Genomic DNA, 22,293 nt, shown 5'->3' with positions numbered 1-22,293 from the left:
AGCTAGCCGCGCCCTATTTTCCATACTGCGGCAACGTTACGCGCCGTGACACAAATGTTCTCTCCCGCCCTTTCCAACGCCTCCGGCAGTGTCTGAACCCGATTAAGCACCGAAAACACGGCGTCGAGCCCGTGCTGATGCACGACATCGTAATCAGCCGTCATCCCCCCGGCCAACGCGATAACCGGCACATGAAAATGCTTAGCCACTCTTGCCACGCCTATCGGTGTTTTCCCGTGGATCGTCTGGCTGTCTATACGCCCTTCTCCGGTAATAACCAGGTCTGCCCCCTGAATAGCGTCGGCGAGCCGCAAAGCTTCAGTGACAATTTCCACGCCGGGCTGCAGACGGGCATTAAGTAAACCAAACAAAGATGCCCCCATACCGCCTGCGGCGCCAGCACCTGCAACGGTAATCACATCCTTACCGCTGATGCGCTCCAGCTGTTCACCATAATGCCTGAGTGCAGCATCAAGCTGCTCAACCTGTTCCGACGTAGCGCCTTTCTGCGGGCCAAATACCGCTGACGCACCGCGTTCACCGCACAGCGGATTATCGACATCACAGGCAACCAGAATGTCGCACTGCGCCAGGCGGACATCCAGTTGACTAACATCAATCTCTGAAAGCTCAGCCAGGGCGGCACCGCCTGCGCAAAGTTCATTACCTTGCTCATCACTCAATCTGGCCCCCAGCGCCTGCATCATGCCGGCACCGCCGTCGTTGGTCGCGCTTCCTCCGATGCCAATAATGATTTTGCGTGCACCGCGATCCAGCGCCGCCAGGATAAGTTCCCCGGTGCCAAACGTTCCGGTCAGCAGCGGGTTACGTTTTTCGGGCTGCACCAGATGCAGCCCTGAAGCGGCCGCCATTTCAATGATGGCTGTTTCACCGTCGCCCGTTAACCCAAAAAAAGCTTCGGCAGGCAGCCCCAGCGGGCCAGTAACCGTTACCGGAATGATTTTCCCTTCCGTCGCGGCCACCATTGATTCAACGGTCCCTTCACCTCCGTCGGCCATCGGTAGCTTGATATACTCTGCGTTCGGGTAAACCTCCCGAAAACCTTGCTCAATGGCCTCAGCGACCTGCATCGCACTCAGGCTTTCTTTGAAAGAATCGGGGGCAATAATAATTTTCATGGCTACCTCATTAACCCGCTAAATTAAACACACCAAACATCAGGGTTGAAACAAAAGCGATGACCAAACCAACGGCGGTTTCATAGGGAAGCAGCTTTAAGCGTTCGTGAACCTGCATATTCACGCTGCCACCTGTGGCATGGAAAAAGCTGCCGTGCGGCATATGGTCAAGCACCGTCGCCCCGGCATGGATCATTGCCGCACCGGCAAGAGCAGAAATCCCCATATCGACAAGCGTTGAGCTAAACACTGCCGAAGCTACCGCGGTCCCGGCGGTCGTTGATGCCGTAGCCATCGACATCAGCGCCCCGGAGAAAGGTGCCAGTAGATAAGACGGCATGCCGGAGGCCGTTAAGCCGCTAATCAAAACATCCTTCAGCCCGGAGTTGGCGATAATCCCGGCCAGCGTCCCGGTCCCCATTAGCATAATCGCCACCGGAGACATTCGAGCCAGCCCCGACACCATATAATGGTTTGTCTGCCGCCACTGCCCCATCACTATAGTCCCAATCAGGCCGCCGATGGGCAGCGCGACCAGCGGGTCAATGGCGATGCCGGCGATCGGACGCAGCGCCAGCAGAAAAATAGCCACCAGCGGGGCCGCTATTGCCGCTCCGAAGGCCGGTAAAGCCTTCTCTGTTTTCACCGCAACCAGCTCATTGATGTCCACCTTCGAGCCTCGATGCTTCAGCCGTTTTGCCAGAAAATAGGCCAACACCAGGCCAAATAATCCCGGTACCACGCCAGCCATCATCAAATCGGTAAGCGGCACATGGAAAGCGTCAGCCGCCGCGATAGTATTGGGATTGGGCGACATAACGTTGCCGGCCTTACCACCGCCAATCATCGCCAGCAAAATAGCCATTTTCGAAATATCCGCCCGATGGGCTATCGCGAGGGCAATAGGTGAAACGGTGATCACAGCGACATCGATAAATACGCCGACGGCAGTCAGCAGCATCGTGGCCACCGCCAGAGCGAACAACGCCCTTTTCTCACCCACCTTACGGACAATGGTTTCGGCGATCGTGTTGGCGGCCCCGGATTCAATCAGTACGCCTGCCAGTATGCCCGCCCCCAGAATGCGCAGCACCGCGTTGGTAATGCCCTGCGCTCCGGTAATCATCAATGAAATGGTCTGGACTAAGTCTGCGCCGCCGACCAAACCGCCCGCCAGCGCGCCAGCAATCATGCCGTAGGCAGGCGGAACCTTGCGTAAAATAAGGACAATAGAGACAACCAGCGCCACCAGGGCGCCCAGAGCCGAAACCGTGGTCATGTATCACTCCTGTTTTGATTTTTTTAGGGAGATCGAATGGGTACGGCGGGACATTACCCTGGGCGGGCGATGAATAGCTTGAGACGAAACGCCAGAAAATAAGCGCCGAAAGAAAGATTTTTTGTAGATAACTACAAATCAGTCACTGAGCTGCATTCCGATAAACAGCTGAAGAATTGAATCTAACTTATTAATATTTAATGCTGTTATCGACTCTATTTTGCCCAGCCGATAGCGTAAGGTATTCACGTGGATATGCAGTAATTTCGTCGTTTGAGACAGATCACAATTCTGTTCAAAATAGCAGCGAAGCGTACGGCGCAATACGCCTTTTGGATCAGCCTCGCAGAGCGTCTGCCATGCCCGTCCCATTTCGTCCGCCTGCCAACTTCCGGCGAGACCGTTAATCAATACGGGCAATAAAAGGTCCTGATAATACAGCGTCGACTGCTCTATTTTCTGGCGTGTAGCCATTTCGTGCAGCGCCACCGCGCTAAGCCAGGAACGCCTTAAGGCATCGTTTCCGTCGAATAAACCACCGACAGAAAGAGTGACGTCAAAATGTGCCAGCAGCTGAGAGTGAAGCTTACGCAGCATTTTTTTCAGCAACGCCTGGCGTTCCTCGATTCGCCCTCCACCCAACGGCAGCAGCATCGCTATTTGTTCAAAACCGAATGGCGTGACCAGAACCTGGCTGTCGTAGTTGCTGAGGCGTTCCAGCAGTTCACGCTGACGCAGAGCCTGCTGAGATGAAAAGTGAATCATCAAAGCCACGCGCGGCAGTTCAAGATCGACCCCAAGGCCGCTGGCCATCGGGCGCAGTTCCGCCAGACTTTGCTGCCCGGAAATAATCTGGGCGGCGAGTTGCTCCCGATAGCGCTTTTCCCACTGATTTTGTTCGAGCATGTCCGCCTGCTCCAGAATCAGCTCGGCGGCCATTTTTACCAGCTCCGCGTAGGCCTGCACTTTCTCCGGCTCACCGGAAATACCGACCACGCCCACAATCTGCTGACGAAAGACAATAGGCAGATTAATGCCAGGTTTTACTCCTTTAAGACGGCGGGCAGAGGCTTCATCGATGATTACCGTCCTGTTTTCCGTAAGCGCAAGGACCGCACCTTCATGACGCTGGTGCAAACGGCGAGGATCGCCGGAGGCAATAATGACGCCCTGTTCGCTCATCACATTCACCGAGTGATCGATGATGTTCATGGTGCGCTGGACAATTTGCCGGGCGGTATCTTCTTTCAGGCAGGAGGTCATCATAGCGTTTACCTTGTCGTGGAGACAGCGGGATTGCACCGGGTGCGGCAGTGATAAAGCCGAATGGCTTATTTTAAATTGTGTTGTTCGAGGAACGACTCCCCACCCAGCTGGCGCATCTGACGCAAAATCCACTGCTGACGCTGGCGAATATAACCTGAAGGCGCGTTGGCTTTAAAACGAATCGGGTTAGGCAGGACGGCAGCCAGCAGCGCCGCTTCGGCTGGCGTCAGGCGGCTGGCCGGCTTGTTGAAGTAGCGACGGGAGGCTTCTTCCACGCCAAAAACGCCCTCACCAAATTCGGCAATATTGAGATACACCGTCAGAATACGTCGCTTGCTCCACGCGGTTTCAAGCCCCACCGTGAGACCAGCTTCCAGCCCTTTACGCAGCCAGCTTCGTCCATCCCACAAAAACAAATTCTTTGCGGTTTGCTGGGAAAGCGTCGACGCGCCTCGCACCCTGTTTTCGTTACGCTCGTTATGCGCCAGGGCCTTTTCTATGGCATCGGTATCAAAGCCCCAGTGCTCGGGAAACTTTTGATCCTCAGAGGCGATCACCGCCAGCCCCATCCACGGCGAAATATCATCCATGGAAACCCAGTCAGAATGGGCTACGTAACCGAAGTTGCCGCTAAACCAGGCGCTGAACTGCCGTTCTACCATCACCGCGGAAAAAGGCACCGGAAGGAAGCGGAAAACCAGTATACCCATGATCCATAAGGCCAAAACCGCCAGAACAACTTTCAGCAACCACCGTTTAACCCACTGCCACGGCGCGAAACGCCCTTTACTCATGCGCTAAGTTCCAGGACTCGGGCAACCAGCTTGTCGATCCCGGCAGCGGCTTCAGCGATATTTTGCGCCAGCATGTAAGCAGGCGTGGTGACAACCTTCTGTTCCTCGTCCACCACGATATCATCCACCGGGCAAGGGATGTGCTCAGCCCCCATAGCTTCCAGTAACTCAGCGGTATCAATGTCGGTACCGATGGTCAGACGCAAAGGCATATCCAGAATCTTTGGCAACATCGCCGGAGCAATACACATAAAACCGAGCGGCTTGCCCTGTTCGTGACATTCCCGCGCAAGGCGGCGTAAATCTGCATCCACCTCACAATCAGCACCCTGTGAAGCAAAGGTGCTGAGATTTTTAGCCGCGCCAAAACCGCCCGGCACAATCAATGCGTCAAGGTTTTCAGACAAAGCTTCATGCAACGGCTGAATATTGCCGCGAGTAATGCGCGCAGCTTCCACCAGCACACCACGAGTCTCCGTCGCAGGTTCACCGGTTAAATGATCGATCACGTCAGACTGAGGTTTATCCGGCGCGAAGCAAACTGCTTCAGCACCAGAGCGAGAAATCGCAAGCAGCGTTAATACCGCCTCATGGATCTCACTTCCGTCATAAACCCCACAGCCGCTCAGCACTACGCCTATTTTTTTCATCCGTCAGTTCCTTTTTGTTCCGGGTGAACCAGTATCAGTCACGTTAATTTGATCGCTATGCTTCACATATTTTACTGATTCACGTAACAAATATTTTAAGGTTTGCTATCTTATATGGCTGACAGCCCGCGAATTGCTGGTTGTGCCATTCGATAATTCAACGCTAAAAAAGGCGCAACCCTGTTTTCCCTGGTGTTGGCGCAGTATTCGCGCACCCCGGCCTGGCCGGGGTCATTTTTTTCCAGCATCCGCAACCCACGCTTTTAATACGCTAACGTCATGTTGCCACTCTTGTTTCAGCTCTTCGATCCATTCACCGACATTATCAGACCAGGCCGGTAAGTCCGGCGACTGAATTTGCTGGGCAACCTGCTGTAAATGCCGCAAACCAACCGAGCCAGCCGCGCCTTTTATTTTATGCCCCTCTTCCACCACACCTTTGTTATCTCGCGCGGTCATATTGGAATCGAGAACGTCTAAATAACCCGGCATCATTTTTTCAAACATCGCCAGGCCATCGGTAATGAGTTTTGGCCCCACCAGCTCGATATATTGTTCGAGCATCGGAATATCGAGTAACGCTTGCTGTTTTTCACTATCGACTTTTGTCACCACAGGCTCCTTGTCCGTTATCTGGTTATCCCAGAATTTTTGGATCATCGACATCAAGGCCGGCACGGCGAGCGGCTTACTCAGCACATCATCCATCCCGGCCTCAAGATATTCAGTCTTGTTTTTCAGCACGTTAGCCGTTAATGCCACCAGAGGCGGCAGTTCATCTTTGCTAAAGCGTTTATTCAGCTCGCGGGAGATATCCAGCCCGGTCATATCCGGCAACTGGATATCCAGCAGCACCAGGTCGTATTCGCCCGGCATAAACATTTCCAGCGCGTCTTTCCCGGTCATTGCTACGTCAACGCTGTTGCCAAGCTTCTCTAGTACCGAGCGCGCAACGATGACATTAAGCTCAATATCCTCCACCAGAAGCACATGCAGGGCAGGCAGCGGCATATCGTCATCTTCAAGCGTATCTTCCACTTCTTCCGCCACGCTCGGTGCCTGAACGGTCAGCGTGAACAGCGAGCCTTCACCCGGCCTGCTAGTGACGGTAATGTCTCCGCCCATGCTTTTCGCCAGACGGCGAGAAACTGCCAGCCCAATCCCCGTGCCGGTCGCAGGCTTGCCACCGTGGCTGTCTTTAACCTGATAGTACATAGCAAAGATTTTGTCCTGCTCATCCACCGGAATACCAATTCCGGAGTCCTGAACCTCAAAGCGCAGACAGCTCTCTTCTTCATAGCGAACGCGCACCGTGACTAATCCACCTTTCGGCGTGAACTTCACGGCATTGCTGATCAGGTTCCAGAGGATCTGGCGCAGGCGAGTACCGTCCGTCACTACCTTGTGCGGCAGCGGCAGAGTAGGATCCATCACAAACGACAATCCTTTTTGCTGAGCCTGCAGGCCAGAAAGGTTTTCAAGGTCAGCAAGGAAGCTGGTGAAATCCACCGGCTGGTTATCGAGCTGCACTTTGCGGCGCTCAAGCTTATCCATATCAATAATATCGTTGAAGATATTGCCAAGCGTGATGGCGGAAACGTGGATCGTTTTCAGGTAATTGGTTTGTTCGGCGGTGAGGTCGGTATCCAGCAGAATACGGCTCAGGCCGACAATGCCGTTCAGCGGCGTACGCAGCTCGTGGCTGATGGTTGAGATGAAGGTTGTCTTGTCCCGGCTCGCGCGCTCCAGCGCATCCTGGTAGCGTTTACGCTCGGTAATATCGCGGCCAAACCCCATCAACCCGTGGCGTTTACCAACGCGGTCGTAATAAGGCACTTTACGGATTTCGAAGCAGGCTTTTCGCCCATCCGGGTAATCCAGCCACTGCTCGTAGGTCAGAGAAACGTTATGGCGGAACACTTTTTCATCCGTTTCCAGCACTTTCTCTGCCGCTTCAGCCGTGTACACGTCCTGCGGTTTGAGATGCACCAGCTGTTTCTCGCTTTTGCCGGTCAACAGCTCCATCGCCCTGTTACAGCCGGAAAACTCTCGGTCTTCGTTGCGGTAGAAGACCAAGTCGGGAGAGGCATCAAGGAAAGAACGCAGGAAGGAGGATTGCTGCTCGAGGCGGATTTGCGTCTCTTCACGCTCCTGCATCTCGACTTTAAGCTGCTCAAGCATGGTCTGGCGTTCAGCTTCCGCTTTCACGCGGTCGGCAATTTCCTGGTTTAGCTGCGAGATATTGTCCTTCAGCTGCACGTTCAGAATAAGATCGCGCTCGCGCATCTCTTCCAGCTTTTCCACCAGCTTCGACAGCCGTTGCCTGGACTCCTCAAGCTGTTCGACAACCACCGACAGGAAGTAAACCGCCCAGGGCGTAATCAACAAACCAAAGAAGATAGAGCGGACCACGTCGATACTTTCGACCTGCCCGCGCAGCAGCATGGTGACGGCCATTTGCACCACCATCGCCAGTAGAACCAGCGCTGAGGCCAGCAGCAGGGAAAAGCGAACCAGCCCCAGCTTCACCATAAGATCAACGTAATACTGCGCCAATAACCGAATTTGCTTCATGGAACGATTCCTTCGCCGTGGATGCGCTAAATATACCGCAAAAAGGAATCGGGCTCAGGATTTACGAAAGAAGTGAGAGATCCCACGGCGTGCCCAGCGCTGAACCCTGCGTCCCGTGCGTCAGCAAATACCTGTCGATATCCACCATCGCGGCCCAGCGATTTTCACACCACAAAGGGGCCAGCAGCGTGGGGCGCCTGGCGTTAGCCGAAATACGATGGAACACCACATCAAGCGGCGTATGGCGAATCATTTCTCCCGCAGTGACGACGTACTCATCCAGCGCAATGCCCTCCAGGCGACCTGCTCGCCAGCTTTTGGCCATAATACTGCCTTCAACAATATGCAGAGGATGCAGCTTCAGGCCATCCACGCCGGTTTCAACCACTTTTTCCAGCGTGTCCATGCATTGCTGCTGACCTTCACCGGGCAAACCGACAATCAGATGGCTGCAAACCTTTAAACCTCTCGCTCGAGCCCGGCGGGTTGTCTCCTGATAGCAGGCAAAATCATGCCCACGGTTGATCCGGTGCAACGTCTTGTCATTCGCCGTCTGTAAACCCAGCTCCAGCCACACTTCATAGCCCTGTGCATGATAATCGCTTAACAAATCCAGTACGCTGTCGGGCACGCAGTCAGGTCGGGTACCGACACACAGCCCCACGATGCTAGTCTGGCTCACCGCCTGTTGGTACATCGACCGCAACACCTGCACCTCAGCCCAGGTGCTGGTGTAGGCCTGGAAATAGGCCAGATAGCGCTGAGCACGGTTCACCCGGCTGGCCTGATGTGCGAGTTGCTCGGCGATGGAATTGTGCTGCTGAGCTTCGTCAGCAAAAGAGGCTACGTTGCAAAAAGTGCAGCCGCCCCGCCCGATAGTGCCGTCGCGATTTGGGCAACTGAATCCACCGTGCAGCGTAAGTTTATGGACCTTTTGCCCATAGCGACGAGAGAGATCGCCGCCAAACATATTGACTAATTTCTGTAACTGCATAATCTGATGGGCCGTCCCGAAAAAGGGGCCTAGCCTGCCATTTTCTTCTCGCACCGGCGATGACCTGGATCAATCGCTTCGGCGCAGCCTTATCCATTGCATATAAACTCAAAATAAGTGCAACTCTATTCACATCAAGCTTGATTACTTTTCCTTATGATGCTGCCCTTTATTTAAAGAATATGACGAGCGGTGAAAAACAGTGTCATGCTGCACTCCTTGGGGGTTAAGCAGCATATCATGCTGGCAATACTACTCATGCCAGCATGGTCTGGAGTTTCAGAGGCTTTCGGATAGTGAGGACGATCACATAACGCTCGGCACTCGCCGTGCCGTCACTACAGGAAAAAAAGCTTAAAACCCCATTATATTCATGCTGTTAAACCACTCTTAGTACAATTCTGTATAAATAAGAATGCCATTTGACCTGTGTGCTCTTTCCCGATAAGTTGGAAATCCGCTGGAAGCTTTCTGGATGGGTTCTGTGCCCATCATATTTATGCAGTAATTGAGATTCCCTCTAAAGCAAGTCCTCAACACTTGTGACACCGGATGCGTTGGACATTAAGAGGGCGACACGCGAGGCAAGCGTATGATGCGCAAACCCCGTCGCCATGCCCTTGCTGCGTCCACGCGCAAACGGTTGGGAGTAACGTAGAGCCTGGGGAGGTTCACTGATATGTTGTACGATAAATCCCTTGAGAAGGATAACTGTGGTTTCGGCCTGATCGCCCACATAGAAGGCGAACCTAGCCACAAGGTAGTGCGTACCGCTATTCACGCGCTAGCCCGTATGCAGCACCGTGGGGCCATCCTGGCCGACGGTAAAACCGGCGACGGTTGTGGCCTGCTGCTGCAAAAACCAGATCGTTTCTTCCGCATTGTTGCAGAAGAACGCAATTGGCGTTTGGCCAAGAACTATGCCGTTGGCATGATTTTCTTAAGCCAGGATGACGCGCTTGCTCGCGCCAGCCGCCGCATTGTTGAAGAAGAGCTGCAAAACGAAACTCTGTCTATTGTTGGCTGGCGTGAAGTGCCGCTGAACAAAGACGTGCTCGGTGAAATCGCCCTCTCCTCTCTGCCACGTATTGAACAAATTTTCGTTAACGCCCCGGCGGGCTGGCGTCCTCGTGATATGGAACGCCGCCTGTTTATCGCCCGTCGCCGTATCGAAAAACGCATCCAGGAAGATAAAGACTTCTATATCTGCAGTCTGTCTAACCTGGTGAATATTTATAAAGGTCTGTGTATGCCGGCTGACCTGCCGCGCTTCTACCTGGACCTGGCGGACCTTCGCCTGGAATCGGCCATTTGCCTGTTCCACCAGCGTTTCTCCACCAATACCGTGCCGCGCTGGCCGCTGGCTCAGCCGTTCCGCTATCTGGCCCACAACGGTGAGATCAATACCATCACCGGTAACCGCCAGTGGGCGCGCGCCCGTACCTATAAATTCCAGACGCCGCTGATCCCCGATCTGCACGACGCCGCGCCGTTCGTGAACGAAACCGGCTCCGACTCCAGTTCCATGGATAACATGCTTGAGCTGCTGCTGGCGGGCGGGATGGATATCGTGCGCGCCATGCGTCTGCTGGTTCCGCCGGCATGGCAGAACAACCCGAACATGGATCCTGAGCTACGCGCCTTCTTCGACTTTAACTCCATGCACATGGAGCCGTGGGACGGCCCAGCCGGTATCGTGATGTCCGACGGGCGTTTCGCCGCCTGCAACCTGGACCGTAACGGCCTGCGTCCGGCACGCTACGTCATCACCAAAGACAAGCTCATCACCTGCGCCTCTGAAGTCGGGATCTGGGACTACCAGCCGGACGAAGTTGTTGAGAAAGGCCGCGTTGGTCCTGGCGAGCTGATGGTTATCGACACCCGCATTGGCCGTATTCTGCATTCCGCTGAAACCGATGCCGAGCTGAAAAGCCGCCATCCGTATAAAGAGTGGATGGAGAACAACGTTCGCCGCCTGGTGCCGTTTGAAGACCTGCCGGACGAAAAAGTGGGCGCGCGGGAGCTGGACGATGACACGCTCGCCAGCTACCAGAAACAGTTTAACTACAGCAGCGAAGAACTGGATTCAGTGATTCGCGTTCTGGGCGAAAATGGTCAGGAAGCCGTAGGTTCAATGGGCGATGATACCCCGTTTGCCGTGCTTTCCAGCCAGCCTCGCATTATTTATGACTACTTCCGCCAGCAGTTCGCGCAGGTGACAAACCCGCCAATCGATCCGCTGCGTGAAGCACACGTTATGTCCCTGGCCACCAGCATTGGTCGCGAAATGAACGTCTTCTGTGAAGCAGAAGGCCAGGCACACCGCCTGAGCTTTAAATCGCCGATTCTGCTGTGGTCTGATTTCCAGCAGCTCACCACGCTGGAAGAAGAACACTATCGCGCCGATACGCTGGACATCACCTATGACGTGACCGAGAAGTCGCTGCATGAAACCGTGATGGCGCTCTGTGACGAAGCAGAACGCATGGTGCGCAACGGCACTGTCTTGCTGGTGCTGTCCGACCGTAATATTGCTAAAAATCGTCTGCCGGTGCCGGCCCCGATGGCCGTGGGCGCCATCCAGACTCGTCTCGTCGAGAAGAGCCTGCGCTGTGACGCCAACATCATTGTTGAAACCGCCAGCGCCCGCGACCCGCACCACTTCGCCGTGCTGCTGGGCTTCGGCGCGACCGCTATCTATCCGTATCTCGCCTATGAAACCCTGGCGAAGCTGGTCGACAACGGCGCTATCGACAAAAACTACCGCACCGTGATGCAGAACTACCGCAACGGCATCAATAAAGGGCTGTACAAGATCATGTCCAAAATGGGCATCTCGACTATCGCCTCCTACCGTTGCTCTAAGCTGTTCGAAGCCGTCGGGCTGCACAAAGAAGTGTCCGAGCTTTGCTTCCAGGGTGCGGTCAGCCGCATCGGCGGGGCAGGCTTTGGCGACTTCCAGCAGGACCTTCTGAACCTGTCCAAACGTGCCTGGCTGGTGCGTAAGCCATTGGATCAGGGCGGCCAGCTGAAGTTCGTTCACGGTGGGGAATACCACGCCTACAACCCGGACGTGGTACAAACGCTGCAAAAAGCGGTGCAGAGCGGCGAATACAGCGACTATCAGCAGTATGCGAAGCTGGTTAACGAGCGTCCGGTTGCGACGCTGCGCGATATGCTTGCGCTGAATCCGCAGGACGAGTCCGTCAAAATTGAAGACGTTGAGCCAGCGACCGAGCTGTTCAAACGCTTTGATACCGCGGCTATGTCTATCGGTGCCCTGAGCCCGGAAGCACACGAATCCCTGGCTGAAGCGATGAACAGCATCGGCGGGAACTCTAACTCCGGCGAAGGCGGCGAAGATCCGGCGCGCTACGGCACCAATAAAGTGTCCCGTATCAAGCAGGTGGCTTCCGGCCGCTTCGGCGTCACCCCTGCTTACCTGGTCAACGCCGACGTTATCCAGATTAAAGTCGCACAAGGCGCGAAACCGGGCGAAGGCGGCCAGCTGCCGGGCGATAAGGTCACACCTTACATCGCCAAGCTGCGCTACTCCGTTCCGGGCGTGACGCTGATTTCACCTCCGCCTCACCACGATATCTACTCTATCGAGGATCTGGCACAGCTGATTTTCGACCTGAAACAGGTTAACCCGAAGGCGATGATCTCCGTGAAGCTGGTTTCCGAACCGGGCGTGGGTACCATTGCGACGGGCGTAGCCAAAGCCTATGCCGACCTGATTACCATTGCCGGCTACGACGGCGGCACCGGTGCAAGCCCGCTGTCGTCCGTGAAATACGCGGGCTGCCCGTGGGAGCTTGGCCTGGTGGAAACCCAGCAGGCTCTGGTGGCTAACGGCCTGCGCCATAAGATTCGCCTGCAGGTGGACGGCGGCCTGAAAACCGGCCTCGACATCATTAAGGCAGCCATCCTTGGCGCGGAAAGCTTCGGCTTCGGTACCGGGCCAATGGTTGCGCTGGGCTGTAAATATCTGCGAATTTGCCACCTGAACAACTGCGCAACCGGCGTGGCAACTCAGGATGACAAACTGCGTAAAAACCATTACCACGGCCTGCCGTTCAAAGTGACCAACTACTTTGAGTTCATCGCTCGCGAAACCCGCGAACTGATGGCGCTACTGGGCGTGAAACGTCTGGTTGATTTGATTGGCCGTACCGACCTGCTGAAAGAGCTGGACGGGTTTACCGCCAAGCAGCAGAAGCTTGATCTGTCTGCCCTGCTGAAAACGGCTGAACCGATGCCGGGCAAAGCGGTGTACTGCACCGAGCATAACCCGCCGTTCGATAAGGGCGACCTTAACGCGCAGCTGCTGAACCAGGCGCAGGCGTATGTGGACGACAAACAGAGCAAAACATTCTGGTTTGATATCCGCAACACCGACCGTTCGATTGGAGCTTCGCTCTCGGGCTACATTGCCCAGCAGCACGGCGATCAAGGCCTGGCGTCTGACCCAATCAAAGCGCACTTTAGCGGCACCGCGGGCCAGAGCTTCGGCGTCTGGAACGCAGGCGGCGTAGAGCTGTACCTGACCGGCGACGCCAACGACTATGTAGGCAAAGGCATGGCGGGCGGCCTGATTTCTCTGCGCCCTCCGGTCGGCTCAGCCTTCCGCAGCCACGAAGCGACCATTATCGGCAACACCTGCCTGTATGGCGCTACCGGCGGGAAGATGTATGCCGCAGGCCGCGCAGGTGAGCGTTTCGCGGTGCGTAACTCCGGTGCCATCACCGTGGTTGAAGGCATTGGCGATAACGGCTGTGAGTACATGACCGGCGGTATCGTCTGTATTCTTGGCAAAACCGGGGTTAACTTCGGGGCCGGCATGACGGGCGGATTCGCCTACGTGCTGGACGAAGACGGTGAATTCCGCAAACGCGTGAACCCGGAACTGGTTGAATTACTGAATGTGGAAGAGCTGGCGATTCATGAAGAGCATCTGCGCGGCATGATAACCGAACACGTTCAGCTGACCGGCTCCCAGCGCGGTGAAGAGATTCTGGCTAACTGGCCGGCATTCGCCTCGAAATTCACCCTGGTTAAACCGAAGTCCAGTGATGTTAAAGCATTGTTGGGTCACCGCAGTCGTTCCGCAGCCGAGCTGCGGGTGCAGGCGCAGTAAGAGGTCACGATGAGTCAAAACGTTTATCAATTTATCGACTTGCAGCGCGTTGATCCGCCGAAGAAACCGCTGAAGATCCGCAAAATTGAATTTGTGGAAATTTACGAGCCGTTCTCTGAGGGGCAGGCCAAGGCGCAGGCCGACCGCTGCCTCTCCTGCGGCAACCCGTACTGCGAGTGGAAGTGCCCGGTTCATAACTACATTCCAAACTGGCTGAAACTGGCCAATGAGGGGCGCATCATTGAGGCAGCCGAGCTGTCTCACCAGACCAACAGCCTGCCGGAAGTGTGCGGCCGCGTCTGTCCGCAGGACCGCCTTTGCGAAGGTTCCTGTACGCTGAACGACGAGTTCGGCGCAGTGACCATCGGCAATATCGAGCGCTATATCAACGATAAAGCGATTGAGATGGGCTGGAAACCGGATCTGACCGGCGTGAAGCAAACCGGTAAGCGCGTGGCTATCATCGGTGCAGGCCCTGCCGGGCTTGCCTGTGCGGACGTCCTGGCGCGTAACGGCGTGAAGGCCGTGGTTTATGACAGGCATCCAGAAATCGGCGGCCTGCTGACCTTCGGTATTCCGGCATTCAAGCTGGAAAAAGAGGTGATGACCAAGCGTCGCGAAATCTTCAGCGGGATGGGGATTGAATTCAAACTCAATACCGAAGTGGGCCGCGACGTACAGATGGACGAGCTGCTCGGTGAATACGACTCCGTGTTCCTGGGCGTCGGCACCTATCAGTCAATGCGTGGTGGTTTAGAGAATGAAGACGCGCCTGGCGTTTATGACGCCCTGCCGTTCCTCATCGCTAACACTAAGCAGATTATGGGCTTTGCTGAAACGGTTGAAGAGCCGTACATCAGCATGGAAGGCAAACGCGTCGTTGTGCTTGGCGGCGGTGACACCGCGATGGACTGTGTGCGCACGTCTATTCGCCAGGGCGCAAGCCACGTAATTTGTGCCTACCGCCGTGATGAAGAGAACATGCCGGGCTCCAAACGCGAAGTGAAAAACGCGCGTGAAGAAGGCGTGGAGTTTCAGTTCAACCTGCAGCCGCTGGGCGTTGAAATTAACGCTAACGGCCGCGTTTGTGGCGTGAAGGTTGCGCGTACCGAACTAAGCGCACCAGATGCTCAAGGCCGCCGTCGCCCGGAAATCGTGGCAGGATCTGAACATGTTCTGGCTGCTGATGCGGTCGTTATGGCGTTTGGCTTCCGTCCACACAGCATGACGTGGCTGGAGCAACACAGCGTTGAGCTGGACAGTCAGGGCCGCATCATCGCGCCTGAAGGCAGCGAAAACGCTTTCCAGACCAGCAATCCGAAAATCTTCGCCGGTGGCGATGCCGTTCGTGGTTCCGATCTGGTGGTGACCGCCATTGCTGAAGGGCGTAAAGCCGCCGACGGGATCCTGAACTTCCTCGAGGTGTAAACGTTAAAACCTGGCGGCTTCGGTCGCCAGATTTAGCCGCCATCACGCCATAAAAAAAGCCAGTCTTTCGACTGGCTTTTTGTTATTTCACCACGCGCAGTGCGGGGCGACCACCACGCGGCGGCGGCGGCGGATCGTCATCAGGGTTATTGTCGTCATCGCCGTGATCCGGGCGATCGCCGTCAATAACCTGCATCACTGTTTCAGGCTCACCGACGACTGGCTGGTCATCATTGTGGCTTTCGGCGTCTTCATCATAGCCCGCTTCTGGCTCAAACATCGTACCCGCGCCATTTTCACGCGCATAGATAGCCAGAACGGCGGCCATAGGCACGTTCACCTGGCGAGGTACGCCGCCGAAACGCGCGTTAAAGCGCACTTCGTCATTGGCCAACTCCAGATTGCCCACGGCGCGCGGCGCGATGTTCAGCACAATTTGCCCGTCACGCGCATACTCCATCGGAACCTGTACGCCCGGCAGCGTGATATCGACCACCAGATGCGGCGTGAGCTGGTTATCCAGCAGCCACTCATAAAAAGCCCGCAGCAGGTAAGGACGGCGCGGCGACAGCTGCGACATATCCATCACTTAGCCTCGGGTCTGCAGACGCATTTCGCGCTCAGGTTCGGTCAAAGAGGCGAGGAAGGAGTCACGCTCGAAGACGCGGGTCATATACCCTTTCATCTCTTTGGAACCCGCACCTGTCAGCTCAATGCCCATCTGCGGCAAGCGCCACAGCAGCGGAGCCAGGTAGCAGTCTACCAGGCTGAACTCATCGCTCAGGAAGAAAGGCTTCTGGGTAAATACCGGGGCAATGCTTAACAGCTCTTCACGCAGCTGCTTACGTGCTGCTTCCGCTTCCTGCGCGGAGCCGTTCATCACCACGTTCATCAGGGTGTACCAGTCTTTCTCAATGCGGTGCATGTACAGACGGCTTTCACCACGCGCAACCGGGTAAACCGGCATCAAAGGTGGGTGCGGGAAACGCTCATCAAGGTATTCCATGATGATGCGGGATTCCCACAGCGTCAGCTCGCGGTCAACCAGGGTCGGTACGCTGTGATTGGGGTTGAGGTCAATCAGATCCTGAGGCAGGTTATCCGTTTCCACATGCTCAATTTCAACGCTAACACCTTTCTCAGCCAGGACGATACGTACCTGGTGGCTGTAGATGTCAGTAGGACCGGAAAACAGCGTCATCACCGAACGTTTGTTGGCAGCGACAGCCATGAAAACCTCCAAGTTTATCCAGAAAATTACTGCTAATAGCCGCAAGCGGCGACTAACCTGACCGTTTATTACCCAATGCTTCGCCAAAACATCGCTGACGCCCTTTAAGGGGCGAAAACAACCGGATGCCGACATTTGGGCAGAAAATTGGATGATAGTTTACCAGATTTTACTGGTTTTGTGGTGGTCGTATATTGAATTTGCCTGAAAGGCAATTTATTTCAAAGTGTTAGAAGCAATAATATAAATTACGGGCATAAAAAAACCCGGTGCGAAGACCGGGTTTTTGCCAATTGCCTTTCTGCGTAAGCAGAGAACAATTAACGTTTGGAGAACTGAGGACGACGACGTGCTTTACGCAGACCGACTTTCTTACGTTCAACCTGACGAGCATCACGGGTAACGAAGCCAGCTTTACGCAGCTCGGAACGCAGGGACTCATCATACTCCATCAGAGCGCGGGTGATACCGTGACGGATCGCACCAGCCTGACCAGAGATACCACCACCTTTAACGGTGATGTACAGATCCAGTTTCTCAACCATGTCGACCAGTTCCAGCGGCTGACGAACTACCATGCGGGCAGTTTCACGACCGAAGTACTGTTCCAGAGAACGTTGGTTGATAACGATTTTGCCGTTGCCCGGTTTGATAAACACGCGAGCTGCGGAACTTTTGCGGCGACCAGTGCCGTAGTATTGATTTTCAGCCATTGCCTATAATCCCGATTAAATGTCCAGAACTTGCGGTTGCTGTGCCGCGTGGTTGTGCTCGGTGCCCGCGTAAACTTTCAGTTTACGGAACATTGCACGACCCAGCGGGCCCTTTGGCAGCATGCCTTTAACCGCGATTTCAATCACACGCTCAGGACGGCGGGCAATCATCTCTTCAAAGGTCGCTTGTTTGATACCACCGATGTGGCCGGTGTGATGGTAGTACACTTTGTCAGTACGCTTGTTGCCGGTTACAGCAACTTTGTCAGCGTTCAGAACGATGATGTAATCACCAGTATCAACGTGCGGAGTGTATTCCGCTTTGTGCTTACCGCGCAGACGGCGAGCCAGTTCAGTAGCCAGACGACCTAAGGTCTTACCTTCAGCATCAACAACATACCAGTCGCGCTGTACAGTTTCTGGTTTAGCTGTAAAAGTTTTCATTAAAAGCTTACCCAATATATAGTTACACGTTGGTGAACACCCAAACGTTTAAAATCAGTTGAGGTTCACGCGACATTGTCCAGCAAACCTACCCCTTCGAATAGCCTATGCCGGCACGACAAAAGTTTTGGGAAAAAAACTTTGGTTGTAACGTGGGGTCGCAAGATTATAGAGAAGTCGACCTCAAAGATCGACCACAATTTGTCGTTGATATCACATATTCATCGTCAAGGCAGATGAGGGCGACGTAAATACTCTTCACTTTGCATTTCCTGCAGCCTGGAAAGGCAGCGCTGGAATTCAAACTTAAGCCTTTCCCCTTGATAAATAGTAAATAGCTCAGCCTCTGCGGACACCACCAACTTCACGTGGCGCTCGTAGAATTCGTCCACCAGCGCGATAAAACGGCGAGCCTCGCTCTCCATCAACGTGGTCATCACCTGTACATTAAACAGCATGACGGTATGAAACTGACGAGAAAGCGCGATGTAATCATGCTGGCTGCGGGCGTCCACGCACAGCGTGGTAAAATCGACCGCCAGCGTCTGATTAGCCATGCCGAGCGTCGCCAAAGGGCGATGATTAATCTCCAGCACCGGGCCGCCTTCACGTTTAGCGCCCGCAAGCGCCGTATAAAGCTTCTCCATCTGCTGAGCAGACGCATCGTTAAGCGGCGAAAGCCAAAGGTGTGCTTGGGTCAATGTTCTCAGACGATAGTCAATTCCGGCATCGACGTTCATCACATCGCAATAGCGTTTAATCGCTTCTATAGCCGGCAAGAACCGTGCGCGCTGTAACCCATTACGATACAAATCATCCGGCGGGATATTCGACGTTGCTACCAGCGTGATACCGCGCGCAAAAAGCGCTTTCATTAATGTACCCAGCAGCATCGCATCGGTGATGTCGGAGACAAAAAATTCATCAAAGCACAGCACGTCCGCCTGAGCTTTAAAACCGTCGGCAATGATTTCCAGCGGATCGGTGTGCCCCTGCTGCTGCGCCAGTTCCTCATGTACCCTAAGCATAAAGCGATGGAAGTGCAGCCGAAGCTTGCGCTCTCCCGGCAGGCTATGAAAAAACATATCCATCAGCCAGGTTTTACCGCGACCCACGCCTCCCCACATATATAAACCTCGAGCGGGCTCCTGCCCGGCCTGAGTCTCTTTTTTACCGAACAGTTTGCCAAACTTAGTCAGTAGCCCACCGGAAGGTACAGGCGTGGGTGCAGTCGACAATGCTTGCCAGATAGCGTCGAGGCGCATAATCGCTTCACGCTGTACTTCATCAGGTTGGAAGCTGCCTTCTGCCAGGGCCTGCTGGTAGCGCGATGCAGGAGAGAGATTTTGCATGGTATTATTATCTTCCCTTTATAATCGGATAGCCGTTCACTGCCATTTTCGAGCAGGTTGTCGAAAAAAAGGCCGTTCTACCCTAAGCGATGCTGCGTCAGGATTCCACTTCTCTTCGGTTAACGGTTATAGTGGCTACATTACCCTACGGAATCACAAGATAACGGGAGAAGTTCATGACTTGGGAATATGCGCTTATTGGGTTAGTGGTGGGCCTTATTATCGGCGCCGTAGCCATGCGTTTCGGCAACCCTAAGCTGCGCCAGCAGCAAGCTCTGCAGTATGAGCTGGAAAAGAACAAAGCGGAGCTTGAAGAGTACCGCGAAGAGTTAGTCAGCCATTTTGCCCGCAGCGCCGAGCTGCTGGACAACATGGCGCACGATTATCGTCAGCTTTATCAGCACATGGCAAAAAGCTCCAGCAGCCTGCTGCCGGAAATGACCGCGGAAGCCAATCCGTTCCGTAACCGCCTTGCCGAATCCGAAGCCGGTAACGATCAAGCGCCGGTTCAGATGCCGCGTGATTATTCAGACGGTGCTTCCGGCCTGCTTCGCGCCGGTGCAAAACGCGATTAATCCCCGTCTTAGCTTTTCCGGGGCACAGTTCAAGTGCCCCATCCTTTCCTGACCCAGCTATCATTTAATTGTCTTGTGCTTTCTTATTACGCCATTGTGAGTCGACTGGTATTTCAATAACATCAATTGCGTGAGTGGGCATTCCTTTTTCCAGGTGACGAGAGCCAGCATCCAATGAAGAAACAAACACGGCTGTTGAGTGCATTAGCGTTAAGCGTCGGTCTGACGCTCGGCGTATCCCCTCTGGCAAGCGCGTCACTGCCTTCCCAGGTTCCTGGCCAGCCGGCTTTGCCAAGCCTTGCGCCGATGCTGGAAAAAGTATTGCCGGCGGTTGTCAGCGTGCAGGTTGAAGGCACCGCCTCAGCTTCCAGCCAGAAAGTGCCGGAAGAGTTCAAGAAATTCTACGGGGATGACGCCCCGTCCGACACGCCACAGCAGTTCGAAGGCTTAGGTTCCGGGGTCATCATCAATGCCGCCAAAGGCTATGTCCTGACCAATAACCATGTCATCAATCAGGCACAAAAAATTAGCGTGCAGCTGAATGACGGGCGTGAATTTGATGCCAAACTGATTGGCGGGGACGATCAAAGCGATATCGCGCTACTTCAGTTACAAAACGCGACCGGACTTACCGAAATCAAAGTTGCCGACTCTGACAAGCTCAAAGTGGGTGATTTTGCCGTTGCGGTGGGTAACCCCTTTGGCCTGGGACAAACCGCGACCTCCGGCATCGTTTCCGCGCTGGGCCGCAGCGGGCTTAACCTTGAAGGCCTGGAGAACTTTATTCAGACCGACGCCTCAATCAACCGCGGGAACTCCGGCGGCGCGCTGCTGAATCTGAACGGTGAACTGATTGGCATTAACACCGCTATTCTTGCCCCAAGCGGCGGCAGCGTAGGGATTGGTTTCGCCATCCCGAGCAATATGGCCCAAACCCTGGCCAAACAGTTGATGGAGTTTGGTGAAATCAAACGGGGCCTGCTGGGCATTAAAGGCATGGAGATGAACGCCGACATCGCCAAAGCGTTTAATCTTTCCACCCAGCGCGGCGCGTTTGTCAGTGAAGTCCTGCCTCAATCCGGGTCGGCAAAAGCGGGCATTAAAGCCGGGGATATCATCACCAGCCTGAACGGCAACCCGCTGAGCAGTTTCGCCGAGCTACGAGCGAAAATCGCCACAACCGAGCCAGGTACCGTGGTGAAACTGGGCCTGCTGCGCGACGGTAAACCGCTGGAAGTTAGCGTGACGCTGGACAAGAGCACAGCCTCTTCCGCCAGCGCTGAAATGATCCTGCCAGCGCTGCAAGGGGCCACGCTCAGCGATGGGCAGCTAAAAGACGGTGGCAAGGGCATTCGTCTGGATAACGTGGATAAAGGCACGCCTGCGGCTCAGGTTGGGCTGCACAAAGACGATGTCATCGTCGGCATTAACCGCGAGCGTATCCATACCATCGCCGAAATGCGTAAAGTGCTTGAAGCCAAACCCGCTGTCATTGCGCTGCATATTGTTCGCGGCGAACAGAGCCTCTATTTACTGTTGCGTTAACGGAAGCAGAGAAACGGACATCGTCTGTACGATGTCCGTTCAACTCATGCTATTCTGCGGTCGATATCTCACTCATTAACTCAAACTCATGTTTCTAAAGATCTTACGTTCGGTGGTCATTGGGCTGATTGTTGCGGGGCTGCTGCTGCTCGCGATGCCGTCATTACGCAAAGCCATTGGTCCGCTTGCGCCTGCGCAATATGACAGCGCAGACGAAACGCCGATGAGCTTTAATCCGGCGGTGCGCCGCGCTGCCCCTGCGGTGGTGAACGTGTACAACCGCAGCGTCGGCAATAACGGCCAAAACCAGCTTCAAATCAAGACGCTCGGCTCCGGCGTTATCATGGATGGGCGTGGCTACATTATTACTAACAAGCACGTTATCAACGATGCCGAGCAGATCATCGTCGCGCTCCAGGACGGGCGAGTGTTTGAAGCATTGCTTATTGGTTCCGATAGCCTGACCGACCTCGCGGTGCTGAAAATCAACGCCACCAACCTGCCGATCATTCCTATTAACGGCAAGCGCCAGCCGCATATTGGCGATGTGGTGATGGCCATTGGTAACCCCTACAACCTCGGGCAGACGGTGACTCAGGGTATTATCAGCGCTACCGGCCGCATCGGCCTGAGCCCCTCGGGTAGACAGTCGTTCCTGCAAACTGACGCCTCGATTAACCGCGGCAACTCCGGAGGAGCGCTGGTGAACTCGCTCGGGGAACTGATGGGCATCAACACCCTGTCGTTTGATAAGAGCAATGACGGCGAGACGCCGGAAGGGATTGGCTTTGCGATACCGACCCAGTTAGCGACCAAGATAATGGATAAGCTGATCCGCGATGGCCGGGTGATTCGTGGTTACATCGGTATTGGCGGCAGGGAAATCACCCCGCTGCATGGCCCATCCACCGGCATCGATCAGCTACAAGGCATCATTGTTAATGCGGTATCCCCTGACGGCCCGGCGGCCCAGGCAGGTATTCAAGTGAATGACGTGATTATCTCGGTGAACCACAAACCGGCCGTCTCCGCGCTGGAAACGATGGACCAGGTGGCGGAAATTCGTCCAGGCTCAGTGATTCCGGTAGAAGTCATGCGTGAAGATAAGAAACTTACGCTGCAGGTCACCGTTCAGGAATACCCCGCCGGGAGCTAAACGATAGACATAA

The 22,293-nt window shown here is 54.8% G+C and carries 17 protein-coding genes; 5 read left to right on the top strand and 12 right to left on the bottom strand.

Features of this window, described 5'->3' with window-relative positions:
• Positions 1 to 2: 2 nt before the first annotated feature.
• The 7 genes from CNE01S_RS11610 to mnmL all read right to left on the bottom strand — a co-directional run bounded on the left by CNE01S_RS11610 (position 3) and on the right by mnmL (position 8,696).
• Positions 3 to 1,139, bottom strand: a complete 1,137-nt coding sequence (locus tag CNE01S_RS11610; RefSeq protein WP_061276149.1) for a glycerate kinase — start codon at positions 1,137 to 1,139, stop codon at positions 3 to 5.
• 10 nt (positions 1,140 to 1,149) lie between these two features.
• Entirely contained in the window at positions 1,150 to 2,418 is a 1,269-nt protein-coding gene (locus CNE01S_RS11605) for a GntP family permease (RefSeq protein ID WP_061276147.1), read from the bottom strand.
• A 138-nt stretch (positions 2,419 to 2,556) separates the two neighbouring features.
• A complete protein-coding gene (locus CNE01S_RS11600) occupies positions 2,557 to 3,684 on the bottom strand; it encodes a sugar diacid recognition domain-containing protein (protein WP_061276146.1) in 1,128 nt (375 codons plus the stop codon).
• Positions 3,685 to 3,749: 65 nt separating this feature from the next.
• Entirely contained in the window at positions 3,750 to 4,478 is a 729-nt protein-coding gene (mtgA, locus tag CNE01S_RS11595) for a monofunctional biosynthetic peptidoglycan transglycosylase (protein WP_061276144.1), read from the bottom strand.
• Entirely contained in the window at positions 4,475 to 5,128 is a 654-nt protein-coding gene (elbB, locus tag CNE01S_RS11590; RefSeq protein WP_061276143.1) for an isoprenoid biosynthesis glyoxalase ElbB, read from the bottom strand. Before elbB ends, mtgA begins: the two co-directional genes overlap by 4 nt.
• A 231-nt stretch (positions 5,129 to 5,359) precedes the next feature.
• Positions 5,360 to 7,702: an aerobic respiration two-component sensor histidine kinase ArcB gene (gene arcB / locus CNE01S_RS11585; protein ID WP_061276142.1), complete on the bottom strand. Its 2,343-nt coding sequence runs from the start codon at positions 7,700 to 7,702 to the stop codon at positions 5,360 to 5,362.
• 61 nt (positions 7,703 to 7,763) lie between these two features.
• A complete protein-coding gene (mnmL, locus tag CNE01S_RS11580; protein ID WP_061276140.1) occupies positions 7,764 to 8,696 on the bottom strand; it encodes a tRNA modification radical SAM protein MnmL/YtqA in 933 nt (310 codons plus the stop codon).
• Between the two features lie 679 nt (positions 8,697 to 9,375).
• On the opposite strand from mnmL, the gene gltB reads away from it, so the two are divergent.
• A complete protein-coding gene (gene gltB, locus CNE01S_RS11575) occupies positions 9,376 to 13,836 on the top strand; it encodes a glutamate synthase large subunit (protein ID WP_096753944.1) in 4,461 nt (1,486 codons plus the stop codon).
• Positions 13,837 to 13,845: 9 nt separating this feature from the next.
• Positions 13,846 to 15,264: a glutamate synthase small subunit gene (locus CNE01S_RS11570; protein WP_061276139.1), complete on the top strand. Its 1,419-nt coding sequence runs from the start codon at positions 13,846 to 13,848 to the stop codon at positions 15,262 to 15,264.
• An 82-nt stretch (positions 15,265 to 15,346) separates the two neighbouring features.
• Here the strand turns inward: CNE01S_RS11570 and sspB are convergent, their stop codons facing one another.
• From sspB to zapE, 5 genes are all read right to left on the bottom strand, one after another.
• Positions 15,347 to 15,850: a ClpXP protease specificity-enhancing factor gene (gene sspB, locus CNE01S_RS11565; RefSeq protein ID WP_061276137.1), complete on the bottom strand. Its 504-nt coding sequence runs from the start codon at positions 15,848 to 15,850 to the stop codon at positions 15,347 to 15,349.
• Positions 15,851 to 15,853: 3 nt separating this feature from the next.
• Positions 15,854 to 16,495, bottom strand: a complete 642-nt coding sequence (sspA, locus tag CNE01S_RS11560) for a stringent starvation protein SspA (RefSeq protein WP_061276135.1) — start codon at positions 16,493 to 16,495, stop codon at positions 15,854 to 15,856.
• 320 nt (positions 16,496 to 16,815) lie between these two features.
• Positions 16,816 to 17,208, bottom strand: a complete 393-nt coding sequence (rpsI, locus tag CNE01S_RS11555) for a 30S ribosomal protein S9 (protein WP_000829818.1) — start codon at positions 17,206 to 17,208, stop codon at positions 16,816 to 16,818.
• Between the two features lie 15 nt (positions 17,209 to 17,223).
• Positions 17,224 to 17,652 (bottom strand): 50S ribosomal protein L13, encoded by a 429-nt coding sequence (rplM, locus tag CNE01S_RS11550; protein ID WP_008454874.1) that lies wholly within the window; start codon positions 17,650 to 17,652, stop codon positions 17,224 to 17,226.
• A gap of 227 nt (positions 17,653 to 17,879) precedes the next feature.
• The gene (gene zapE / locus CNE01S_RS11545; RefSeq protein WP_061276133.1) at positions 17,880 to 19,004 is read right to left on the bottom strand and encodes a cell division protein ZapE; all 1,125 of its coding nucleotides are present in this window, start codon (positions 19,002 to 19,004) and stop codon (positions 17,880 to 17,882) included.
• A gap of 176 nt (positions 19,005 to 19,180) precedes the next feature.
• Here zapE and zapG point away from each other — a divergent pair, with 176 nt between their 5' ends.
• The 3 genes from zapG (at position 19,181) to degS (ending at position 22,280) form a co-directional block, all read left to right on the top strand.
• Positions 19,181 to 19,579, top strand: coding sequence for a Z-ring associated protein ZapG (zapG, locus tag CNE01S_RS11540; protein WP_061276131.1), 399 nt, complete (start codon positions 19,181 to 19,183; stop codon positions 19,577 to 19,579).
• 174 nt (positions 19,580 to 19,753) lie between these two features.
• A complete protein-coding gene (degQ, locus tag CNE01S_RS11535) occupies positions 19,754 to 21,124 on the top strand; it encodes a serine endoprotease DegQ (RefSeq protein ID WP_061276129.1) in 1,371 nt (456 codons plus the stop codon).
• Positions 21,125 to 21,212: 88 nt separating this feature from the next.
• The gene (degS, locus tag CNE01S_RS11530; RefSeq protein ID WP_061276127.1) at positions 21,213 to 22,280 is read left to right on the top strand and encodes an outer membrane-stress sensor serine endopeptidase DegS; all 1,068 of its coding nucleotides are present in this window, start codon (positions 21,213 to 21,215) and stop codon (positions 22,278 to 22,280) included.
• The last annotated feature ends 13 nt before the right edge of the window (positions 22,281 to 22,293 follow it).

This window comes from Cedecea neteri NBRC 105707 = ATCC 33855, assembly GCF_001571265.1.
Lineage (GTDB): Bacteria > Pseudomonadota > Gammaproteobacteria > Enterobacterales > Enterobacteriaceae > Cedecea > Cedecea neteri.
The sequence above is the reverse complement of the archived record's forward strand: the minus strand, read 5'-3'. Positions and strand labels throughout refer to the sequence as shown.